This window comes from Mesorhizobium sp. M7A.F.Ca.ET.027.03.2.1 (genome assembly GCF_003999175.1).
Classification (GTDB): domain Bacteria; phylum Pseudomonadota; class Alphaproteobacteria; order Rhizobiales; family Rhizobiaceae; genus Mesorhizobium.
Genome location: NZ_RZOM01001400.1, coordinates 1 through 1,233 on the forward strand (window position 1 = coordinate 1; position 1,233 = coordinate 1,233).

At 64.6% G+C, this 1,233-nt stretch carries 1 protein-coding gene; it reads left to right on the plus strand.

Features of this window, described 5'->3' with window-relative positions; all coding sequences use genetic code 11:
- A partial coding sequence (carB, locus tag EN750_RS35035; protein ID WP_127399330.1) for a carbamoyl-phosphate synthase large subunit occupies positions 1–1,233 on the plus strand: 1,233 nt, incomplete at both ends.

The window sequence follows — 1,233 nt, forward strand, 5'->3', positions numbered from 1 at the left end:
GTCGAGACCGGCGGCTCCAACGTCCAGTTCGCCGTCAACCCGGCCGATGGCCGGCTGGTGGTCATCGAGATGAACCCGCGCGTCTCGCGCTCGTCCGCTCTGGCCTCCAAGGCGACCGGTTTCCCGATCGCCAAGATCGCGGCAAAACTCGCTGTCGGCTACACGCTGGACGAGTTGGAGAACGACATCACCGGCGGCGCCACGCCGGCCTCGTTCGAGCCGTCGATCGATTACGTCGTCACCAAGATCCCGCGCTTTGCCTTTGAGAAATTCCCCGGCGCCGAGCCGGTGCTGACCACCGCCATGAAGTCGGTCGGCGAAGTCATGGCCATCGGCCGCACTTTTCAGGAATCGCTGCAGAAGGCACTGCGTGGACTTGAAACCGGCCTGACGGGTCTGGACGAGATCGAAATCCCCGGCCTTGGTTCCGCCAACCATGCCGACGACCGCAACGCCATTCGCGCCGCGCTGGGCACGCCGACGCCGGACCGGCTGCGCATGGTGGCGCAGGCGATCCGCATGGGCACCTCGCTGGAAGACGTGCACGCCATGTGCAAGATCGACCCGTGGTTCCTCGAACAGATCGCCGGCATCGTCGCCATGGAAGCCCGCATCCGCGAGCACGGCATTCCCGAGGATGCCGTCAACCTGCGCATGCTGAAAGCCATGGGCTTCTCCGATGCCCGCCTCGCGTCGCTGACGAAGACCGATGCCGAAGTGATTCAGAAAGCTCGCGAAAAGCTGGACGTTCATCCTGTTTATAAGCGCATCGACACCTGCGCGGCCGAGTTCGCCTCGCCGACCGCCTACATGTACTCGACCTATGAAGTGCCGTTTGCCGGCGCGCTGGCCAACGAGGCGCAGGTCTCGTCGCGCAAGAAGGTCGTCATCCTCGGCGGCGGCCCCAACCGCATCGGCCAGGGCATCGAGTTCGATTATTGCTGCTGCCACGCCGCCTTTGCGCTGCGCGACGCCGGCTATGAAGCGATCATGATCAACTGCAACCCGGAGACGGTCTCGACCGACTACGACACCTCAGACCGGCTCTATTTCGAGCCGCTGACGGCGGAAGACGTGCTGGAGATCCTGCGCGCCGAACAGGCGTCGGGCGAACTGGTCGGCGTCATCGTCCAGTTCGGCGGCCAGACGCCGCTGAAGCTTGCCGACGCGCTGGAAAAAGCCGGCATCCCGATCCTCGGCACTTCGCCCGACATGATCGATCTGGCCGAAGAC